A 20,631-nucleotide genomic window follows, 5' to 3' on the forward strand; every position below is an offset into this window, starting at 1 on the left:
AAATCTAAGATTTTATAGTTTTGCTTAAAATCTTAACTTGTGGCAAAAATAAGCAAATATAGGCATATCAAACGCGCAAAATACACATAAAAAAACAACTTGCAAACAAAAAGCAGATAATAAACAAACTTAAAAAAAGGAAACACATTATGAAAAAAATATTTTTTACCCTCACAAGTATCGTGCTATGTGGGCTACTAATGAGTGCTTGTGAGGAAGAAAGTAGCAAAATCTATAATACTTGGAATCTAATAACCCTAAGCGTAGATGACAATCCTATCGACCCCACAAATAGCGAAAAACAAGTCTTTATCACCGTAGAAGACCAAAAGTTTAATGGATATGCGGGGTGCAATTTGTTTTTTGGCAACCTAAAAGTCCAAAAAAACAAAATCCAAACTTCCTCCACAGGCTCTACAAAAATGCTTTGCGAACCCTCTGCTATGGAAATAGAAACAACTTTGCTAAGACTTTTTGCTGATAGTGTTGTGGATTTTGTCATCAAAGATAAAAATCTAGTCTTAGAAAAAGACGGCATAAAAGCGATTTTTGAAGCAAAAAAACAATAGCGTAAAATCCGCTTAAAAAGCCTTTTTGTTAGAATTTGCAAAGTTTGAAAAAAAAAAAAACTTGCCACGCGTTTATAGCAGATTTTGCAACACAAAATCTACAAACTTTAATATGACGGCTTTGCAAAGATTTGCAAGCAAAACGACTTAAAAAACATACAAAAAACGCGCAAAAACACAACACCTAAGGATAAAAAATGGCAAAAACACTAAATGGCTCACAAATGTTAATACAAGCCTTGCACTTGGAGGGCGTGGAAGTTATCTTTGGTTATCCGGGTGGTGCGGTGCTAAATATCTATGATGAAATCTACAAACAGCAATATTTTCGCCATATCTTAACGCGCCACGAGCAAGCCGCTATCCACGCAGCAGATGGCTATGCTCGCGCTAGTGGAAATGTAGGTGTAGCGATTATCACTTCGGGTCCGGGCTTTACAAACGCCGTTACAGGAATCGCTACGGCGTATATGGATTCTATCCCGTTAGTAGTTATTAGCGGGCAAGTTCCCACAAGTCAAATCGGCACAGACGCATTCCAAGAAATCGATGCGGTTGGCATCTCTCGCCCCTGCACCAAACATAATTACCTAGTCCAAGATATAAAAGATTTACCTAGAATCATAAAAGAAGCCTTTTATATCGCAAAAAGCGGGCGATTTGGTCCTGTGCTAATAGACATTCCTAAAGACATTTCGGCAAAATTTGGCGATTTTGCTTACCCAAAAGAAGTTTCTTTGCGCTCGTATAAACCAACGCTAAAACCAAATTCTAGGCAGGTAAAAAAGCTACTAGACGCGCTAAGAGAGGCAAAAAAACCGCTTGCCTACATAGGTGGGGGTGCAGTGCTAGGAGGAGCGCATAGCGAGATAAAGCAAATCATATCAATGCTAGGGATTCCAGCCGTTGAGACATTGATGGCGCGTGGTTGCCTAGAATCTAGCAATCCATTTTTGCTAGGAATGGTAGGAATGCACGGAAGCTATGCGGCAAATATGGCAATGTGTGAGTGTGATTTGCTAATTTCGCTAGGGGCTAGATTTGATGATAGGGTTACGGGCAAGGTTAGCGAGTTTGCGCGCAATGCAAAAATCGCCCACATAGACATAGATCCTAGCTCTATTGGCAAAATCATAGACATAGATTTTCCCATAGTTGGGGACATAAAGCTAGCGTGCAAAGAGATTTTGGCAGAGATTTTGGCATTGTTAGATTCTAAAGATTTGGGAGAAAAAGAGGACAAAGAAAAGCAACTACATTCTTCAAATTATGATGAATGGCGAGCGCATTTGGCAAAATACGCAAAGCAAAATCCGCTGTTTTTTAATGATTGCGCCACTACGATAAAACCTCAATGGATAATCAAAGAGCTAGGCAAGCATTTTTATAGCAAGGCTATCATTTCTACTGATGTGGGACAGCACCAAATGTGGGTAGCGCAATTTTATCCTTTTAGTGCGCCTAGAGAGTTGCTTACAAGCGGTGGGCTAGGGACTATGGGCTTTGGTTTGCCCTCTGCGATGGGTGCGTATTTTGCTAACCCAAAAAAGCATATTTTTAACATTAGTGGCGATGGCAGCATTTTGATGAATATCCAAGAGCTAATGACTTGCGTAGAAAATCAAATCCCCGTGATAAATATCGTGCTAAATAACAACTACTTGGGTATGGTGCGACAATGGCAGACATTTTTTTATGAGGATAGATTTTCGCATACGGATTTAAGTTTGCAGCCCAATTTTGTAGCCCTAGCAGAATCTTTTGGGGCGGTAGGATTTCGCATAGAGCGCAAAGAGGACTTTATCCCCACTTTGCAAAAAGCGATAGATTCTAAAAAAGTTTGCATTATTGATGTGGTAATAGATAGGTTTGAAAATGTATTGCCTATGGTGCCGACAAATGCCCCACTTGATAGAATGATACTCCCACAAAAGGCATTAGATTCTGCCTCTATCATCGAAGTAAAGCCAAACAGCATAGAAACACCAAACAATAAAAAACCAAAGATTCGCGCTCTTGCAAAAAAATCTCATTGATTTGAGTGAAAAACTTCGCTTATGGAGTTTTTTTGCATTTAGATTTTGTCAAATGCAAAATCTAATCTTTTTACAAATGCGTTTTTATGTGTTTTTTTAGATTTTTTAGTTTTTGATGAAAAATTTGCTATCGATAAAAGATAAAAAAAGATTATCAATAAAAAGTTTTCATAAGATTTTGCGCTTAAAAACGCGCTAAAAACTACTTCAAACTGAAATCTATGAAATTTCGCTTAAATATTGTTGCACGATTTCTTTTATAGATTCGCGCAAATGCTGTGGCTCTAGCACTTTTATATGGGGAATGTAATAAAGTATTAGCGGGATTATTTCCATTTTGTTTGTGATATTTAGGGTGATTTCTAGCGAGCCATCGGGATTTATGCCAAGATTTTGTTGCCCTTTTAGCGGTTTTCGCAAAAAATACTTTGCCACTTCTTTGTTTATGAATAGTTGGATAGGGTAGGGGTTTTCTAGGCTAATACAAAAGCGCAAAGTTTGGAAAATTTTTTGGGAAGTTTTGGGGAGTTTTTTTAAACGAGTTTTTATGAGAATGTAGAAAACAAACAATGCAAAAAAGCATAAAAAGAGCAGTTTTTAAACATTACAAAATCTAAAAACTACAAAATCAAAACTAAAAAATCTAAAAACTACAAAATCTCAGCCCTGCCGTTTTGGACTACGACTAGATCTTCAATCCTTACTCCATAACATTGTGGGATATAGATTCCGGGTTCGATAGAAAACACCATATTGTCTTCTATGATAGTCTCGCTTCTAGCGGATATAAAAGGCTGTTCGTGTATGTCAAGCCCTATGCCGTGTCCTGTGCTGTGTGCGAAATATTTGCCAAAGCCAGCTTTTTCTATTACCCCTCTTGCAAGCGCGTCTATTTGCTTGCCACTCATTCCAGCGCGTAGATTTTGTATGCAAAATTCTTGCGCTTTTTTCACAATATCATAGATTTTTTGCATTTCTTTATTGTCAAAATATTGCATCTTGCTAAAATTTGTGCCTTTAGAATCCATATTAGATTTTGTATCAAAATCAATCTTTGCCGTGCGCGTCATATCTGAGCAATATCGCTTGTATTTTATCCCCGCATCAAAAAGTAGCAAATCCCCATTTTGCAATATTTTATCGCTTGGCAGGGCGTGAGGTTTGGCAGCATTTTCATTGATAGCCACTATGGGCGAGAAGCTTAAATCATATTCTCCGCCATTTTCTAGCACGATTTTAGCGAGCGAAAAAAGCTCTTTTTCGCATAGATTTTGCTCTTTTTGCACAAATTTATACGCGCTATTTTTGCCACTTAAAATCTCATTTATAATGTTTGCAAATCTCTTATATGCGTCTTTATTTCGTGTTTGGGATTCTTTTATGAGGGCGATTTCTTGCGCGGTTTTTTTGATTCTCAAACGCTGATGAAAGTTTGGAGTAGATTTTAGCTCTATTTGCAGATTAGATTTTAGCTTCTCAAACGCGCTAACGCTAAGTTGATTGCTATCAAAGCTAAGGGTTTTTATGTTTGATTTTACTAAAATCTCTATGGCAGATTCTAGCAAATTATTGCTTGTGATTAGCTCTACGCCACTTGCTAGATATTCTCTAGCTTCTGTGGTGTAGCGCGAATCCGTGATAAAAACGCACTCTTTGCCTAGTCGCAACAATATCGCATTATCACAGCTATACCCCACCTCAAAATATTGCGCGCTTTCATCTTGTGTGATGAAGTATTGTGGGGGAGTTTTTTTTGACATAGATTTTACTTGCTTTAGATTTTAGCTATTTTAGATTTTAGTTATTTTGGGTTTGCAGAGGCTTTGGCTTGGGCTTCTTGCTGTGCTTTGAAAGCCTCTAGCTCACTTATGATTTGCCCTAGCGCAATAAGCCCGATATGATACCCATACGCTCCAAACCCCGTTATCACCCCTGCGCAAACCCCACCGCTATAACTCACTTTGCGATAATCCTCTCTAGCAAAAATATTGCTAATATGCACTTCTACCACAGGCACGCCACACGACATTATCGCATCGGCTATGCCTATGGAAGTGTGCGCATAAGCGGCTGGATTTATAAGCACTCCGCTATATTCGCCACCTACGCATTCTTGGAGTTTGTCGATGATTTCGCCCTCAAAATTGCTTTGGAAAAATTCTAACTCAAAGTTGTTTTGCTTAGCAAAGCCACGCATATTTTCGTGGATTTGCTCTAAAGTGAGTGGTCCATAGATTCTAGGATCGCGGTGTCCTAGTAAGTTTAGATTTGGTCCTTGTATGACTAAGATTTTCATTGAAGTCTCCTTTTTGTAGATTTTGAAGTGTTTTTTGGGTTGGGTAAAATGCCATAAAAAACGCCAAAGAATTGTGTGGATTTTAGCATATTTTTGCGTTTTTATAGAAAAATATACGCGCTAGCAATGCGCGAACAAACGCCACGCAAAAAATCAAAAACCCCACCCCAAAAGCTAGCAAACAACACTCTGCCATAGAGCCAAACTTTGCGCTTGGCAATAAATACCAGCCCTGCGAATATAGCTCTACAAAATACGCTTGTAGATAAGATAGCGCAATATCGCTAGGTGGCAATGCAAAATCCTGCCCACAATCCCCTGTGGGAGCAAAAACGCTAGGTAGCCACCTATCAAGTGGCAACCCAAAATCAAAACTAGGCTGCATAGAGCAACCTTGCAATCCAAAGAAATTAGGCAAATCAAAAAGATTTTCTTGGCTAAAATCCACCTCACTAGAATCCATATCAAAATCATTTAACGCACGATGAATCTTTAGCAACACCCACGCAAAAAAAATCCCCCTAACACTTCCATAAAATCCTAAAACAAAGCCTAAAATCTTGCTTAGAAAGCTAAGTTTATGCGCGATATTATTTTTATTAAAAGTATGAGATTTTTGCATATTATTGCTAGATTTTCGCAGGGCTAAACAATCGCTAACCCCCAAAAAAATCCCACCAAATCCCATAACAATAAACGCATAGCGGATATATACGCACTGCTCGCAAGGCTGCATAAACAAATAGCCTTGAAAAAATAAATGCGAAATCCCCACAAGAAAAAAGCTACAAAATGCGCAAAAAAACCAAAAATAAGCCCCAAAAGCCATTTTTTATCGCTTTATTTTTTTAGCAATTCAATGATTTTGTATTTTAAATCTTCTAGCGAATGAATGGACTTGGTATAAATCAAATATTTGCCATTTACCACAAATGCTGGTATGCCCTGAATCCTAGCAACTTCGTAGCTATCCTCCCACGAGGCTAAAATCTCTTGGACAGCTTTTTCTTGCAATGTTGCGTAAAAATCATCTAGTTTTATCCCCGCAGAATCTAGCCCCGTGTGCAAAAAGGCTTGTGGATTTTTGCCCCCTCCCCACCGCTCTTTATTGATATTATAGGCATTAAAATATGCTTTTTGTGCTTTGTAAAAATGGGATTTTTCCGCATCTGTGATGGGGATATTTGCTTTTTTGTCTTTAAACACTAGCACCGCAAAGACTTGCGAAGCGAGCTGTCCATAATCGCCTTTTTTGCTTAAATGATAGGGCTTAAACTCGACATTTTCAGGGAGTGATTTTATGAGATTTGGCAAATGTTTGGAATACCGATAGCAAAATGGACAAGAATAGCTAAACACTTCTATGATTGTATTTTTGGCATTTGGGATAGGATTTTCTAGCACGATAAAATCTCTGCCCTCTTTTAAATCGCTATTTATTTTGTTGTTTGTGTTTGGCACTTGCTGTGGATTTTGGGCGTGCGCTATGTGGATAGTGGCAAGCATACAAAACCCTGCTAGCAAAAAAGATTTTATACATTTGGCTAGCGCGTTTGTTATGCGCTTGTTTATGTGATTGCGCGTGTGTTTATTTATGTGTGTGCCTAGATTTTGGGCATTGTTGATTTTAGTTTTTTTGTGCATTTTGGACTCCTTGTTTGTGTTTAAAAACTAATCTTTAGGTTTAGACATTTCTATGCCATTTTTTAAACCTATCGCAGTGATAGCTAATACCACCAAAAACCCTACACATTGAAACAGAACTTCCATAAATCCTCCTTATATATTTGAGAAGTTTTTAATCCCTAAAAGCAGCGATATATTTTTCATATCGTTTTTCTAGGTTTTCGCGCATTTTTGCTAACTCTTCTAATGCCTCCTCACAATCGCTTCCATCACCACTATGCCCACCCTCTTTTTGGGCTTCTCTCAATGCTTTTTCTTGCTCCAAAATCTCAATGCGCTCTAGCAAGTATAAAAACGCACTTTTGCTTACATCGGGTAGTTTTGTGCGCGTATCTATCTCTAAAATCTCACTAGAATCTAGCCCAAAATCTACACTAGATTTCGCGCTAGATTTTGCATTTTTTGAGAGATTTTGGGATAGATTTTGGCTTTGTGGCGCGAGATTTTCATTTTTGTCTTGTGGTGTCAAAATCCTAGCAGGTATCCCAACCGCCGTGCAACCGCGTGGCACATCTTTGACTACCACAGAATTTGCGCCGATTTTGGCATTTGCGCCGATAGTGATGTCTCCTAGCACTTTTGCGCCAGCTCCCACCACCACGCCAGATTCTAGGGTAGGGTGGCGTTTGGTGCGCTTTAGGCTTACTCCGCCTAGACTTACGCCTTGATAAATCGTTACTTCATCGCCGATGATTGCCGTCTCGCCTATGACTACGCCTATGCCGTGGTCGATAAACACGCGTCTTCCGATACGCGCAGCAGGGTGAATGTCGATATTTGTGAGAAATTGCGCAAATCCCATAATGATTCTTGCCAAGATTTTCCAATCTCGCATATAAAGAAAATGCGCAAATCGATAATGAAACAACGCCACAACCCCCGGATAATTAAAAAATAATTCGATAGGATTTTTTAAGGCGGGGTCTTTTTGCTCAGGGGTGGCAAAATCCTCTTTGATGATGTCCCAAAATCCCGCTTGCATAGTCGCAGGGGAAGTGATAGCAAAATCTGTGTTGTTTGCGTGGCTTGTTTGATTATTTTGTGTTGGATTTTTCTCGGCAAGATTTTGTTTTGCAAGATTTTTTTTCTCGGCAAGATTTTGGGTATTTTGCAAGTCATTTTGCAAATCTTTGTTTTGCGATAAGTTGCTAGATTTTTGATTAAGATTTTGCTTTTTTTGTTTTTGTGTTTTTGGCATTGGTATTTCCTTAAATTTTCCTCAAATTGTTCTTAGATTTTGTGATTTTGGATTTTGATTTTTTTTGTGCTTTTATCGCATTCTAAATGTTGCATTTTGCCTACCGTTATTCATTTTCATCAGTGTTTTTTATCGTGCGCAAGTAGCCATTTTCACTAAGCATTACATAGAGTTGCCCTAGCACTTCTTTTTTGTCCTCATCGCTGATTTTTGCCTCATCGATTCTTTGTTTTAGTAGTCGCTCGATTTCTTTTGTGTCATAGTCCAAATCATCAAGCACATCAAGCACATTTTGGGCTTCAAGTAGGTTTTGGATTTCATAGCCTTTGTTTAAATCCTCATCAAAAATCACGCTAAATTCCGTAGGGTGCGTGAAAAGATTATGACGCATTCCTAGCACTTCTTGATACGCCCCCACGAGAAAAAATCCCAAAAAATACTCCTCACGCGTAACATCAACATCGTGCAAATACAGTGGCTTTTTCGCATCAAAAGCGATTTCGCCATCGCTATCGCAAGTAATATCCCACAAACTAGCACTTCTTGTAGGACGGCGATTTAGCCTATCTAGCGGCATTACAGGGAAATTTTGCCCCAGCCCCCAATAATCAGGCAGGCTCTGAAAAAAGCTACAATTTAGTAAATAACGCTCTTGGATTTGCTCTTGGATTCTAATGATTTCATTATGATTTTTGTGTTTGAGAAGTTTTATGACTTTTTTGATGATTAGATGGACTAAAATCTCGGTATTTGAGCGGTCTGTCAAATCAATATAGCCCAAATCAAATAGCGTAAGCAATGATTCTAAATGATCAAGACTATCGTGCAAATATTCTATGGCATTTTTTTCGCTCATCGTTTTGTATAAATCAAGCATTTCAGCGATAAGTGGCGGGTTTTTTTCTTTTAATCGTAACGCTTTTTCATCATACTCTTGGCTAAAAAGTTCTAGCACAGGAGCGATTAGCACGGCGTGATTTGCGCTTACAAATCGCCCTGATTCGATAAAAATATCAGGCTCTTTTTCCTGTTTGTTTTTTACGATTTCTTTGAGTGAAAAAACCACATCTCCGCTAAATTCATTTAGCGTGTAGTTGCGATTGTTTGCACCCTCGTGTTGGGTATATTCCACAGCTAGCCCGCCTCCGATATTTACGCAAGTGAGATTTTTTGCTCCCATTTTTCGCAATTCCGCATAGATATTGCCTACTTCTCTTATGGCTTTTTTTAGTGGCGAAATATCGCTTATTTGGCTACCTATGTGAAAATGAATCATACTAAATTGATTTAGCAAATTTGATTGCTCTAATAATTTGATTGCTTCTAGCAATTCCGTAGAAGTAAGCCCAAATTTTGCATTTATCCCGCCAGATTTGCCCCATACTCCCGTGCCTGTGCTATGCAGGCGGATTCTAAGTCCGATATAAGGATAGGGCGAACCCATTTCTTTTGCGACTTCGATTATGGATTTTAGCTCGTTTAGTCCCTCGATGGTTAGCGTGATATTATGTCCCATTTTTGCCGCGATAAATCCTAGCGCAGTCATTTCTTTGTCTTTAAAGCCATTTACGGTGATGGGGCATTCATCATTTGTGTAAGCCATAGCGATGATTAGCTCAGATTTTGAGCCTGCTTCTAGCCCGTAGCACCGCCCTTGAGCGCAATCAACAAGTGGCAGAATAAAATTTGGCATTTGATTTACTTTGAGAGGGAAAACTGCTTTAAATTTACCTTTGTAAGAATACTCTTTTATCGCGTTTTTAAAAGAGCCAAAAAGTTCTCGTATTTGTTTGTCTATGAGGTGGGGGAATCGCACTAGCAAAGGACCTTTGTAGCCTTGTGTGCGGACTTCTTGGACGATTTCAAGTAGGGTAGGTTTGCTTTGATGATTTACTTTGACAAAGCCATCTTCTATGATAAAGTCATCATTTGACCAAAATTTTATACCATAATCAATCACAAAAACTCCTTATTTGCTAAAAGCGGTTTTAGTGTAAGATTTAAGCATTTTTTGTTCTTGCTTTTTGTCATATTTTTTTGCACTTGGTATGCAAATCTTTTTTTCAAATCGCACAAAATCCACGCATTATAACACAAAATCATTGATATATTTTGCTAGATTTTGCTTGCGTATTTTTCTACCATTTTGATAGGATTGTAGCTTTTTTTTGCCCTCCTTAGCCCTTCAATCCCCAAATCCTCCTCCCGATTTATCAATTCTAGCTCGCTAAATTCATTGACTAAAAGTTGCTGATTTATGATTTGATATGCACCTGCTATTTGTGGATTTGCTTTTTCTATGTGTGCTAGTGCCATTTTTTCATTCATCACTTCGCCAAAGCTAAAAGCCACGATTTCGCCACCTAATCGTATCGCCCCGCCTTTTAGCCCTAGATTTTCATACACTTGTAGCGCGTTTTTTATGCCGATAAATTCTATTTCTAACGCCTCATTTTTATTTGGATTTGCATCTAACCATTCTTTACATTTTGTCATTATTTCATCGGCATTTTGCGCGCTTATCTTTTCATAGTCCCATTTTCCTCCGCGCTCGCCATTATTTTGCAAAAACTGATTTAGATGATTTTTTTTCTTGTGAAATTTTCGCCCCTCAAGCCTAATTAGTTCATCTATGCTATACACATAATCAAACCGCTCTTCACGCGCTATAAACTCTAGCCCGCTAAACACGGATTTGATAGAATCGATATTTTTTGATTCTATGGATTCAAAGCGTGGAGGTAAATTTTGCTTTTTTAAAAATTCGCGCAAATCCTGCAAAGCGCGGATTTTATCGCCATTACCAAATGGATAGAAAAAATAGGGCAGGGCGTTTGTGTATTGGGTTTTTATGACTACACAATCGTGCAAAATCTCATACGCAATATCTCTAGCGTGTTTCCAAATATAGAGATTCCCAAAGACAATATCTGAAATTTCATAATCCTCTTTATCTAAAAAAGGCTCTAAAATCTGCTTAGATTCTAGTGCGATTGGCTTAAATTCCATTGTTTTATCCTTTGATTTTATTTAGTTTTTTTATTGTATTTGTGGCTAGTCCATTTTAGGATAGCTTCCTAGCCACTTTACTTGCTCTCCCCATTTTGAGAGGATTTTAGCCACTTTTGTATCATCTCTATGCCCATCAAAATCGATATAAAACCCCGAGCTAAAATCCCCTCCACTTTTTACGCGAATGGGACGAGAATCGATTTTTGTAAGGTTGATTTTAGCATCTTCAAAATCTTGCAAAAACCTAAGAAGCGTGCCAGATTGTTCAAACCCCTTTAGCGTGGCAAAAATCGAAGTCTTGTCATTGCCACTTTTTGCATTGCAAAAATCACTAACAATCACAAATCGCGTCTTATTTCCGCTGTGATTTTGCACATTTTCAAACATTATAGGAATCTCATAAATCTTTGCCGCTATGCTAGAGCAAATCGCCGCACTTTGCTTGTCAGCTTTGGCAAGTTGTGCGGCTTTGGCAGTGGATTCTGTGGGGATTTGCTCTAGGGCTAGCAAGTTATGCGCATTTAGGAAATTATCACATTGTCCAAACGCAATATCTTTTGAATAAATGCGCTTAATATCGCCTAGATTTTCGCTTAGAGAAGCAAAGCTATGATGAATGGGCAGGATAATTTCTGCGATGATTTTTTGTGCAGAGTTTGTGGGGTTTGCTAGGTTGTCGATAGTCTCGCCTACGATGCCATTTGTGTTGTTTTCGATAGGCACTACGGCGTATTTTGCTTGATTTGATTGCAATGCCTTAAAGATTGCGCTAATGGTGTTTATCGGCAGATACTCGCTAAGCGCACCAAATCGCAATGCTGCTGCTTGATGCGTGTAGCTCCCTAGCGGTCCAAGGTAGGCGACTTTTTGGGGTAGCTCTAGATTACGCGAAATGGCAAAAATCTCGTGGTAAATGGCTTCTATGGCGTTTATGTTTAGGTATTTTAGAGGTTTTGCGCTAAGTCGTTTGATGATTTCTCTCTCGCGCTCTGGGCGATATATGCTAGCGTTGTTTTTTAGTTTATTTTCCCCGATTTTTTTTACAATGCTAAGCCTAGATTCTAGCAAATCTAGCATTTGCTCATCGATTTTGTCGATTTGCGTGCGCAAAGATTGCAAATTTGTATCGTGTGAATTTGTGTCGCGCAAAGTTTTATCGTGTGGGATTTTAGCGTGTGAATTTGTGTCGTTTTTTTGTGGCTTGGCATTTTTGTTTTTGTGTTTTTGTTGGCTGTTTTTTGGCATTTTTGTCCTTTGTTGCAAGGTTTTATTTGATATTTGCTAGCTCGGCTTGAATCGTTATCGTGGCTTTTAGGATTTTGGCGACATTTAGGATATGCGTAAAGTCGCTTTGTTCTAGCATTATTGCACCATTTTTATCATTAGCGCGATATTTTAGCCATTTTTCAAGCACCTTGTAACCGCCGATTGTGTAGTCCCACACTTCCGCGCTCACTCCCACTATCTCTAAATCCGCGTTTAAAATAATCTTGTTTTGATTTTGCTCATATTTTGGCTTATCAAGCGTGAAATTTGGGTTTGATTTATTTGCATTTGCGCGGAAAACTAAATCTATGCTTTTGTCCTGCGGGATTGTTTTCATCAAATGCAAATCGATGAGATTTTGCCCGAGATTTGCAAATCGTTCAAATTGCGATTGGCTTACTTCAAAGTCGACTCTAGGGAAGCCGATTTTTAGATACTCCAAATATTTTGCGCGATATGCGGGATTGTAAAGATTGCCATAAATAAATGCCAAAATCTGCTCTGGACTTTTGGATTTTAAAACCTTGTGCTTTGCGATAAAGTCGCTAAATTCTTGCGTGAAATTAGGGGTTTTGTCGCCTTGCAAAAATTCATCGGGGTAAGTATAAAGTGGCGCAATATAGGTTTGTCCGCCGTTGTAGTGAATATCCGTAGGCTTATTACTTATGATTGCGTTGTCATACACGCTTAATTCGCAATCTTTGGTAAAGCAAATTCCTAAATTTTCGCCCATTAAAAAATGCTTCATTGTTTCAAATCGTGGATAGCCTAAAAATCCTTTTGTTTTGCCACTTGTAAAGGTGTAGCGAATATCAAAGGGACGATAGGCGATTTTTTGGATTTTCTCTACCCACCCCCTAACCCCCTCCGCAAGGGAGGGGGAAGATTTAAGAGAATCCACACGCGCAAGGGAGGGGGAAACAGAAAAAGCCCCTCCCCTTGCGGGAGGGGTTTGGGGTGGGGTATTTTTATGGATTGCCGCGTTCGCTTCGCTCTCTCGCAATGACGGATTACCCACCCCTAAATCCCCTCCGCAAGGGAAGGGACTTTTGGATTTGCCATTTTGCTCCCCCTCCCTTGCGAATGGATTCGCCCTTTGTTCCCCCTCCATTGCGAAGTCGCACCTCTCTTGTTCCCCCTCCCTTGCGGAGGGGGCTAGGGGGTGGGTAGATTTTGGTAAAACAAAATCAGCTTCCAAAGCCTCTTTAATCACACACAAAACGCCCTCCAAATTTTCTAAAATCTCATTATTCCAAAATCTTAAAATCCTAAAATTTTGCGATTCTAAATAAAAATCTCTTTGAATGTCGGAGTGGTTTATTTTTTCATACCCACCCCCTTTATCCCCCTCCGCAAGGGAGGGGGAATCAAATGTAAGCCCCTCCCCTTGCGGGAGGGGTTTGGGGTGGGGTAATTCGGTTTGATTGTGTTGTCCGCCATCGCATTCGATAATGAGCCGTTTTTCTAGGCATACAAAATTTGCGATATATTTAGAATCAATCACAAATTGCCGTCTAAATCCAAAACCTAATTTTTTACCGCGCAATTCTTGCCAAAGTTTATTTTCTGCGTCAGTTGGATTTTTGCGCATTTGTCGGCTAAAATCTTTCATATATGGTGCAAGTGTGCGGTGTTTAAGATTTTCATACCCACCCCCTAGCCCCCTCCGCAAGGGAGGGGGAACAAGAGTTGAAGCTACTTCTGCTTTTGCCCTTTCTATGCTCCAATCTCTTGAATCTTTTCCTAATTGATATTTTTGTCGTATCGCCTCAATTTCTAATTTGACAAAATCATTCACAATATTCACAACATTTTGTTTATTAAAATGAATGCAAATTTTGTCTTTTTCTGTTTTGATTCCGCTATTAAAATTCTTAAAGATTGCTTTTGATTCGCCTAAAGATTCGTTTTTTGCTAACGCCCAAAATTTATTGTATTCGTTGCTTTTAAAACTTTTTGGCACAAACCAAAAATATGGCGAATCTAACTTTAATTTTTTCCATTTTATTGATTTTAGCCCTTTGTCTGCGATTTTGTTTAGTAACGCAAATTTATCTTTACGGCGCAAGATTTCGTTGTCTTTTGTGGAGAAGTAGTGGATTTGGGCTAAATTATACCCACCCCCTTTATCCCCCTCCGCAATGGAGGTGGAGGATTCGGAGTAGCTATGCGCAAGGGAGGGATTTTTTGGATTACTTCGATTTGGCGTTGCCAAATCTCGCAATGACGAATGACCCACCCCTAAATCCCCTCCGCAAGGGAGGGGACTTTTTAATACGCTTTCTTGTTCCCCATCCATTGCGAAGTAATACTTCTCTTGTTCCCCCTCCCTTGCGGAGGGGGCTAGGGGGTGGGTGTCATATTTCACAAACAAACTTATGCAAACGCCTACGCGAATGTCAAAGACATTTTTGTCGTTTTTACCATCTATTTCGTTATGTCCGTGCAAGTTTAAAATATAGATTTCATCGAATGTTTTTGCTAACGATTCGCGCATTTTGCGATGAGTGCGCCCGTAGAGATATGAATTATTGGTGATAAAGCCCATAATGCCGTGATTTTTGTTTTGCTCGGTTAGCTTCCATTGTGCAAAGCGAATGAATTTTATATAATCATCATCTAATGGCTGGATATTTTGCTCATTTAAGCCCATTTTATACGAATCTAAAAGCGTTAAAATCTCTTTATGTTTGTTTTTGGATTTTACATTGTAGGGAGGATTTCCCAAAATCACGAGCAAATCCTCTTTGTGTTTGAGTTGCAAGGATTTATCACGCTCGTTTTTTAGCGTGTCAAAGGGGACTTGGAGGTAAATCTGTCGTCCCATATCTAAATCTAGCGTATTTGTGAGATAGACTTGAAACTTTTGATGCGCACTAAACTCGCTAAAGCCTTGAGCGCGCAAAAGTGAGCTTAACTTCAAATGCGCCACGATATAAGGCACGAAACTCATCTCAAAGCCATAAATATCCCTAAAACATTTATTGATAATGACATTTTTAGCAAAGACTTCGCTTTGATTTTGCAAAATCAGCTCAAATACTTTTGCCAAAAAGCTACCCGTCCCTGTGGCGAAATCTAGGACTTTCACGCTTTCATCGCTAAAAGTTTTGCCAAAATGCGTTTGCAGTAGCTCATCTATACTACGCACAATCATATTTACGATAGGCTCTGGCGTGTAGAAAACGCCACCTTCTTTGCGTTTTTGCTCCCCGCGTAACTCATCATACGCCCTCAAAAAATCCTCGTAAAGATAAATGCTAAGCTCCCCAATCTCTTTTTGGAAGCTAGTTGCTAGGCTTGGTTTATCAATAAGCGCAATGGTTTTAATGATATTGCTTAGCGCGTAGGCGATAGAATCGGGCAAGTTTCGCGCTGGGAGGGAAGATTCTATAAACTCGCGCAAGGTTACAAAATGTTTAGGCAGTAGGGCTACAAACATTTCGGTAGGGATTTTGTCAATCTCATAGATTTCACTCTCAATGTGGGCTACAAACGCTCCATATACGATACTCTGTGCCACAATGTCGCAAAACTCAATCTCGCTAATATCCGCACTCTCTAAATCCCTAAATGATTGGTAGGATTTATCAAACGCGGCGTGAAAATCTGTGGTGGTGCTTGTCTGCGTGGTGGCGGTGAGTAAATTTGTGGCATTGGATTCTAAATCTTGCGTGCTAAACTCATTAAAAATCGCGGTGCTTAAATAAAAACTTTGTGTGCTTAGGACTTTTACTAACTCATCTTTTTGTGTGATTTGCGCGGTAGTGTGGAAAAACTCGCTTAAAAGTTGAGAGATTCTCGTGGTGGATTCTATAAGCTTAGTTTTTTGCGTGGCTTTATCTTGTGTGGCGTTTAGTAGGTTTGATTCAACGCCGTTTGGGAACAGCACCAAATCATCGATAATCTTGCCATAAGATAGCAAAATAAAGCGATTATAATCCGTCAAAATGATATTGTGGCAGACGCTTAAGTATTTTTCGATTTGTTTGCCTTTGACTAGCGGGCTTAAATCCACGCCATAGTTTTTACACTCGATAAAGCCCACAAGCGATTCATAGCCGACTTTTTCTTGCGGTATTTGAGTTTTTGAGTCTTGTGGCATTTTATGGACAACTTTAAAATCAGGGCGGATACTGCCTTGCCCTTGCTTTGACTTTGGCTCGTGGATAATGACAATCTCGCCTTGCTCGCTACTTTGACTTTGCGCGGCTTGTGTAGGCTTAGATGCGTTTAATAGATTTTCAAGCGCAGTGCGAAACGAATGCTCATTTGCATCGCCACGATTTATAAGGCTTTGCAAGGTGTTGTGATAGTCTAAAATATAAGTTTGCATTTGTATCACCATTTTAAGTTTTTAGGCTTTTTTTTATTGTTTGGTTTAGATTTTGTCGTAGTTTTTGTTTTTTTGTCAAATATTGCATTTTTGGATTTTATATTTGTAGGTTTTTTAGATTTTGCAGTTTTTATGGTTTTTTCAAAATCTTGTAGGCATTTTAGCTCGTTTGCCACTAGCTCGCTAAGCTCCTCGCGCTCTTTTAGCACTCTTATGCTTTGTGTGCTAATTTTGCCATTATCTTGCGTGCAGAAGCCTATTTCTGCGGGTTTTGTGCGCGTGTTATAATTACTAGCCATTGAATAGCCATAAGCCCCTGCATTGCAAAAACCTAGTATATCGCCCGCTTGCAATGGTGGCAACTCAACGCCATTCAAAAATGTATCACTACTCTCACACACAGGACCTACGATGTCAGCTTTAGTTTTATCCCCTCTTTTTTGCGTGTCTTTGTCATAGATTTGCACTTGATGGACTGCGCTATATAGGGCAGGGCGCATCAAATCATTCATACCGCTATCTATGATTACAAATCGTTTGTTTTGCGTGTGTTTTTCATATAGCACTTTTGTAAGCAGCACTCCTGCGTTGCCTACGATTCTGCGTCCGGGCTCACAGATTATCGTAAAATCACTCCCCTTTAGCTCCGCTAAAATCGCTTGAGCATAATCATAAAGAGAGATTTCTTCTTCGTTTTCATAGCGGATACCTAGCCCCCCGCCAATGTCAAAAAACCTTAGCTCAATCCCCAAAGCTAGCAGAGATTTTGCTAGCTCTGCGATTTTGCTCGCACTTTGCTTTATGGGAGCTAAATCACAAATCTGTGAGCCGATATGAAAATGAATGCCGATTGGCTCTAAAAATGGCGACTTATGCGCATAAAGATAGGCTTGCTTAGCACTTTCTATGTCTAGTCCAAATTTATTTTCGCTAAGCCCTGTGGAAATGTATGGGTGGGTTTTTGCATCGATATTTGGATTTACGCGGATAGAGATTCTAGCTTTTTTTGGCTCGCCACCAAAATTAGATTTTGTGCTAGTTTGCTCTTTGTGTAGCTTTTGTGCGATTTGCTCGATAGTTTGTAGCTCTTGAGTGGATTCTACATTTAAAAACAAAATATCTAGCTTTAGTGCTTCTTCTATCTCGCTAGGGCGTTTGCCAACCCCTGAAAAAATGATTTTGTATTTTGGGATTTTAGCTAGCAGTGCGCGTCTAACCTCTCCGATAGAGACGCAGTCAGCCCCACTGCCAAGCCTAGCTAGCAGGGATAAAATCCCTAGATTTGAGTTTGCCTTTAGCGCGTAGCAAATAAGCGATTTACGCCCGCTAAAGGCTTGCTTAAAATCTAAAAAGTTTGATTGTATACGCGATAAATCATAGACATAAAGGGGAGTGTCGTATTTTTTTGCTAATTCTAAAAAAGTGTCCTGCATAAAAATCCTTGCATAAAAAAGCGCAATCTAACAAAAAATTGGCTAAAATCATAGCCAAAATTCTAGCAAAAACAAGTTTAATTCAAGTTTATGCTAAGCAAAAGAAAATGTAATCTTTCAATAAAAGTTGGGAAAAAATGTTTGAACTAGTCGCATACTTAAGCCTTTTTATCATTGTTATCGTTTCAGCCCTTATCATTGTCGCAAAAGTATCCAAAAAAACTCCCGTAGTGATACGGTCTGGCGATGATTTTGCGTATGAAGAGACTATCACTTATGAAACCATAATGGTAACCATAGAATCAGAAGATAGCACTTTTGTGGATTTGCAAGACGCGGTAAAAGAGATGTTTTCTTATTATGATGTGTTAGATTTAAGCAAGACGCAAAAACGGCTATTTTTGTTTGCCCTTAGCAAGCACCCAAATGTAAAATCCCCTCTTGTTTTATCTGCTTTAAATGAAATGAGTAAGCGAAATCCAGATATGGCAAAAGATTTGGATTTAAGCGTAAGACGCGGGCTTGATAGACGATAACTTATCTACTTTTACAACCATTTTTCACAACAATGCAAAAACTCCCCAAAATCGCCATTATCGGCAGACCAAATGTAGGCAAATCTTGCCTTTTTAACCGCCTAGCCAAGCAAAAAATCGCCATTACTTCAAATATTAGCGGGACTACACGCGATACCAATTACACACCGATTTATCTACTAAATCCTGCGCAAAAAGATTCTATTTACAAAGACAATATTCTAAAAAATACTTCGCAAAATCTAAATCCCGCGCAAAATCTAGATTCTACGCAAAATCTACCAAATGCTATGCTTATCGATACGGGAGGCATAGAGCAAAAAAGCCAAGATGAGCTATTTTTGCAGGTTTCACAAAGAGCAAAAGATACGAGCAAAGATGCGGATTTGGTGCTGTATATGGTAGATGGGCAAAATCCTCCAAATGATGAGGATAGAAAAATCATCTATGAGATTTTGAAACTAAAGAAAAAAAATACGCCCTGTTTTTTGGTGGTAAATAAAATTGATAGCGATGCGCAAAATGACGGGGCGTATTTGTTTTATGAGTTTGGCTTGCAAGAGGTGTTTTTTATCTCTGTGGCACATAATAGGGGCATTAGCAATTTGCAAAATGCGATATTTAACGCACTTTTTTTTAAAAACACGCATAAAAATCCACATAATCCTACTTTGATAATAAGCGATGACGAGCTAATCTCTAGCCTAGAAAAAAGCGTGAATCTAAATAATGTTGCGACAAAAAATACAAAATCTAGCGTGCAAGATATGCAGGATTTTCCTCAAAACGATAGCCAAGACAGTAATGTAGAAAATCACAAAACAAGCCAAGACGCACAAAATAGCGAAATCAAAATCGGTATCATAGGGCGTGTAAATGTCGGCAAATCTAGCCTACTAAACGCGCTAACGCAAAAAGAGCGGGCAATAGTTAGCAAAAAAGCGGGGACTACCATAGACCCTGTCGATGAAAGCATAGCGCACAAAGGCATAAAACTAACATTCGTAGATACCGCAGGGATTCGCAAAAGAGGCAAGATTGAGCAGTTAGAAAAATTTGCGCTTGATAGGACAAATAAGATTTTGGCACAAAGTGATATAGCTCTGCTTGTGCTAGATGCGAGTGAGAAATTATGCGAGCTAGATGAGCGCATTTTCTCACTAACCCAAAAACACGCGCTCGGCGTAATCGTGATATGGAATAAATGGGATATAAAATACGCAGATTTTGATAGTATCAAAGCGGAATTTGAGCGAAAATTTCGATTTTTAGAATACGCCCCAAGACTTACCATAAGTGCAAAAAATAAACGCCACATAACCGAGCTAAAAGACAAGATTTTAGAGATTTATCAAAATTTTAGCCTAAGAATCCCCACCGCAAAGCTAAATGAAATCATTACCCGCGCTGTGCAAAACCACGCAATCCCAAGTGATAAAGGCAAGCTAGTCAAAATCTATTATGCTACGCAATTTGAATCCAAACCGCCACAAATCGCCATTATTTCCAATCGCCCAAATAACATTCATTTTAGCTATAAGCGGTATTTGATAAATTGTTTGAGGGATTGTTTTTCTCTTAGTGGCGTGCCTATTTTGCTGCATTTTAGGGATAAAAATGCGCAACATAATGATAGCGAGGATTTTAGCCTAGAATCTCTTTTTGATAAACGCAAATCAAAATCTAGCAGAGATTCTCACAAAAAACTAAAATCTAGCAAAAATGCTAAGCACGCATTTAATAAGGCATTTTCCACAAAAACCACCCCCAAAACAAAATCAAAAATGCGCAAAAAAGAAAGGCTCAATCCAACTTAAGCGGTTAATTTCTTATCATTTTTGTGCCAAGATTTTATACAAATCTTGCTGTTTAATTTGAGTATTGTATCTAAATTTTGTTTCTTTTAAATGAAGCAAGAAATTCTCTTTTTTGATTCCTTTAATTTAGTAAGTCTATGCTCTGCATAGCCACTTTTGCTTGTAGTTGCAAGCAAAGCGAAACAAAAAATCTACTAATCCATCATAAATCCTCCAAAGTGTCGCTATAAATAGTAAAATTTTCAATAGTCAAAACAAAACCCCCTTACACAAAGTAAAAACCCCACTTCATAAAACCAAACCCCCTCCACAAAGCAATGCCCCGTAACATAGTAGGTGCTTAAAAGACATTGCCCCGAGCAGATATGACAAACCAAAGTCCCTTATGACAAACAAAAATCCTTTATGACAAACCAAAAAACATTAGGCTCAAGACAACTTAAGCG

The 20,631-nt window shown here is 38.9% G+C and carries 14 protein-coding genes and 2 pseudogenes; 4 read left to right on the top strand and 12 right to left on the bottom strand.

What is annotated here, in order from left to right:
* Window positions 1-149 precede the first annotated feature (149 nt).
* Window positions 150-569, top strand: coding sequence for an META domain-containing protein (locus ACWIX0_RS05380; protein ID WP_454172604.1), 420 nt, complete (start codon window positions 150-152; stop codon window positions 567-569).
* Window positions 570-766: 197 nt separating this feature from the next.
* Window positions 767-2,605 carry an acetolactate synthase large subunit gene (locus ACWIX0_RS05385; protein WP_454172606.1) on the top strand — a complete coding sequence of 613 codons (1,839 nt, stop codon included), beginning with the start codon at window positions 767-769 and terminating at the stop codon, window positions 2,603-2,605.
* A 219-nt stretch (window positions 2,606-2,824) separates the two neighbouring features.
* Here the strand turns inward: ACWIX0_RS05385 and ACWIX0_RS05390 are convergent, their stop codons facing one another.
* The 11 genes and pseudogenes from ACWIX0_RS05390 to lysA all read right to left on the bottom strand — a co-directional run.
* Window positions 2,825-3,175 carry a WYL domain-containing protein gene (locus ACWIX0_RS05390; protein WP_454172608.1) on the bottom strand — a complete coding sequence of 117 codons (351 nt, stop codon included), beginning with the start codon at window positions 3,173-3,175 and terminating at the stop codon, window positions 2,825-2,827.
* 80 nt (window positions 3,176-3,255) lie between these two features.
* Window positions 3,256-4,365, bottom strand: a complete 1,110-nt coding sequence (locus tag ACWIX0_RS05395) for a M24 family metallopeptidase (protein ID WP_454172609.1) — start codon at window positions 4,363-4,365, stop codon at window positions 3,256-3,258.
* A 41-nt stretch (window positions 4,366-4,406) separates the two neighbouring features.
* The gene (aroQ, locus tag ACWIX0_RS05400) at window positions 4,407-4,901 is read right to left on the bottom strand and encodes a type II 3-dehydroquinate dehydratase (protein WP_454172611.1); all 495 of its coding nucleotides are present in this window, start codon (window positions 4,899-4,901) and stop codon (window positions 4,407-4,409) included.
* 82 nt (window positions 4,902-4,983) lie between these two features.
* Complete coding sequence (locus ACWIX0_RS05405; RefSeq protein WP_454172613.1) at window positions 4,984-5,730, bottom strand: disulfide bond formation protein B; 747 nt, start codon at window positions 5,728-5,730, stop codon at window positions 4,984-4,986.
* An 11-nt stretch (window positions 5,731-5,741) separates the two neighbouring features.
* The gene (locus ACWIX0_RS05410) at window positions 5,742-6,545 is read right to left on the bottom strand and encodes a thiol:disulfide interchange protein DsbA/DsbL (protein ID WP_454172615.1); all 804 of its coding nucleotides are present in this window, start codon (window positions 6,543-6,545) and stop codon (window positions 5,742-5,744) included.
* A gap of 154 nt (window positions 6,546-6,699) precedes the next feature.
* Window positions 6,700-7,569 (bottom strand): serine O-acetyltransferase, encoded by an 870-nt coding sequence (cysE, locus tag ACWIX0_RS05415; RefSeq protein WP_454172631.1) that lies wholly within the window; start codon window positions 7,567-7,569, stop codon window positions 6,700-6,702.
* Window positions 7,570-7,891: 322 nt separating this feature from the next.
* On the bottom strand, window positions 7,892-9,745 hold the full coding sequence (gene speA / locus ACWIX0_RS05420) for an arginine decarboxylase (RefSeq protein WP_454172617.1): 1,854 nt from the start codon (window positions 9,743-9,745) through the stop codon (window positions 7,892-7,894).
* Between the two features lie 155 nt (window positions 9,746-9,900).
* Window positions 9,901-10,794: a DUF2156 domain-containing protein gene (locus ACWIX0_RS05425; RefSeq protein ID WP_454172619.1), complete on the bottom strand. Its 894-nt coding sequence runs from the start codon at window positions 10,792-10,794 to the stop codon at window positions 9,901-9,903.
* A gap of 45 nt (window positions 10,795-10,839) precedes the next feature.
* Entirely contained in the window at window positions 10,840-12,042 is a 1,203-nt protein-coding gene (gene pheA, locus ACWIX0_RS05430; protein WP_454172621.1) for a prephenate dehydratase, read from the bottom strand.
* 22 nt (window positions 12,043-12,064) lie between these two features.
* A complete protein-coding gene (locus ACWIX0_RS05435) occupies window positions 12,065-16,399 on the bottom strand; it encodes a type ISP restriction/modification enzyme (protein ID WP_454172622.1) in 4,335 nt (1,444 codons plus the stop codon).
* A 149-nt stretch (window positions 16,400-16,548) separates the two neighbouring features.
* Window positions 16,549-17,832: pseudogene (gene lysA, locus ACWIX0_RS05440) on the bottom strand (diaminopimelate decarboxylase); the annotation flags it as partial.
* 137 nt (window positions 17,833-17,969) lie between these two features.
* Between lysA and ACWIX0_RS05445 the strand changes: the two are divergent.
* Together ACWIX0_RS05445 and der are read left to right on the top strand one after the other, a co-directional pair.
* A complete protein-coding gene (locus ACWIX0_RS05445; RefSeq protein ID WP_454172624.1) occupies window positions 17,970-18,368 on the top strand; it encodes a hypothetical protein in 399 nt (132 codons plus the stop codon).
* A gap of 32 nt (window positions 18,369-18,400) precedes the next feature.
* The gene (gene der / locus ACWIX0_RS05450) at window positions 18,401-20,185 is read left to right on the top strand and encodes a ribosome biogenesis GTPase Der (RefSeq protein ID WP_454172626.1); all 1,785 of its coding nucleotides are present in this window, start codon (window positions 18,401-18,403) and stop codon (window positions 20,183-20,185) included.
* A 15-nt stretch (window positions 20,186-20,200) separates the two neighbouring features.
* Here the strand turns inward: der and ACWIX0_RS05455 are convergent.
* Window positions 20,201-20,337, bottom strand: a pseudogene (locus ACWIX0_RS05455) (IS1595 family transposase); the annotation flags it as partial.
* Between the last annotated feature and the right edge of the window lie 294 nt (window positions 20,338-20,631).

This window comes from Helicobacter sp. T3_23-1059 (assembly GCF_053654515.1).

Coding starts and splice junctions, on each gene's coding strand:
- ACWIX0_RS05380 (WP_454172604.1), top strand. CDS start 150: ATGAAAAAAATATTTTTTACCCTCACAAGTATCGTGCTATGTGGGCTA.
- ACWIX0_RS05385 (WP_454172606.1), top strand. CDS start 767: ATGGCAAAAACACTAAATGGCTCACAAATGTTAATACAAGCCTTGCAC.
- ACWIX0_RS05395 (WP_454172609.1), bottom strand. CDS start 4,365: ATGTCAAAAAAAACTCCCCCACAATACTTCATCACACAAGATGAAAGC.
- aroQ (WP_454172611.1), bottom strand. CDS start 4,901: ATGAAAATCTTAGTCATACAAGGACCAAATCTAAACTTACTAGGACAC.
- ACWIX0_RS05405 (WP_454172613.1), bottom strand. CDS start 5,730: ATGGCTTTTGGGGCTTATTTTTGGTTTTTTTGCGCATTTTGTAGCTTT.
- ACWIX0_RS05410 (WP_454172615.1), bottom strand. CDS start 6,545: ATGCACAAAAAAACTAAAATCAACAATGCCCAAAATCTAGGCACACAC.
- cysE (WP_454172631.1), bottom strand. CDS start 7,569: ATGCAAGCGGGATTTTGGGACATCATCAAAGAGGATTTTGCCACCCCT.
- ACWIX0_RS05425 (WP_454172619.1), bottom strand. CDS start 10,794: ATGGAATTTAAGCCAATCGCACTAGAATCTAAGCAGATTTTAGAGCCT.
- pheA (WP_454172621.1), bottom strand. CDS start 12,042: ATGCCAAAAAACAGCCAACAAAAACACAAAAACAAAAATGCCAAGCCA.
- ACWIX0_RS05435 (WP_454172622.1), bottom strand. CDS start 16,399: ATGCAAACTTATATTTTAGACTATCACAACACCTTGCAAAGCCTTATA.
- ACWIX0_RS05445 (WP_454172624.1), top strand. CDS start 17,970: ATGTTTGAACTAGTCGCATACTTAAGCCTTTTTATCATTGTTATCGTT.
- der (WP_454172626.1), top strand. CDS start 18,401: ATGCAAAAACTCCCCAAAATCGCCATTATCGGCAGACCAAATGTAGGC.